The sequence below is a fragment of the Bacillus sp. LR--39 genome, from assembly GCF_053613335.1.
In genome coordinates this window covers 1-825 of the sequence record NZ_JBSIOT010000626.1, presented here as the reverse complement: position 1 = coordinate 825, position 825 = coordinate 1, and the positions used below count along the sequence as shown (strand labels likewise).

Sequence of the window (825 nt, the reverse complement as noted above, 5' to 3'; positions counted from 1 at the left end):
CATTAAACTTATGAAAATTAATGAGTGGAACCGGCATATTCAAAAGTTTAATGTGACTGACGCTGAAATGCTTAAAGCTGAGATCGAGCGGGACATTGACGTCATGGAAGAAGACCAAGACCTCTTGATTTACTATCAGCTCATTGGATTTCGCCATCAGCTTATGATTGACTATGTGATTCCATCTGAAGGAAACCAAATGGAGTTATCAGAATATTTAAAGAGAATTGAAGGCAGCAACAGGAAGATGGAGAAGCTCGTTGAATACTACTATTACTTTTTTCAAGGAATGTATGAATTCAAAGAGGGCAATTTCTTAAGTGCCATTACATTCTATCAAAAAGCGGAAAATACAATTCCTTATATTTCAGATGAAATCGAGCGGGCAGAATTTTATTTTAAAATGGCTGAAGTGTTTTATCATATGAAACAAACCCATGTATCCATGCACTATTCTTCTCAGGCGTATAACATTTATAAAACGCACGACCTTTACTCAGTCCGCCGCATACAATGCCATTTTGTGATCGCAGGAAACTACGATGACCTAGAAAGTCATGAAAAGGCGCTCCCTCACCTCGAACAGGCACTAAAAGGCGCACGGCTGCTTGAAAGCAAAAACAAGCGAATTTACGGCCAAGCTTTATTCAATATCGGAAATTGTTATCTTAAAATGGGCGAATTGACGAAAGCAGCAAAATACATGGAGCAATCGATACTCCAATTCAAAAAATCAAATTTCAACAACTTGACACAAGCTTACCACGATTTAGCCTTAATTTATTTTCTTCAACATAAACAAGACCAAGCAATGGATTGTTTCAG

1 protein-coding gene is annotated in these 825 nt (G+C 37.6%); it reads left to right on the top strand.

Features of this window, described 5'->3' with window-relative positions:
- Positions 1-10: 10 nt before the first annotated feature.
- A partial coding sequence (locus ACWHAR_RS25410) for a response regulator aspartate phosphatase (RefSeq protein ID WP_452088225.1) occupies positions 11-825 on the top strand: 815 nt, incomplete at its 3' end.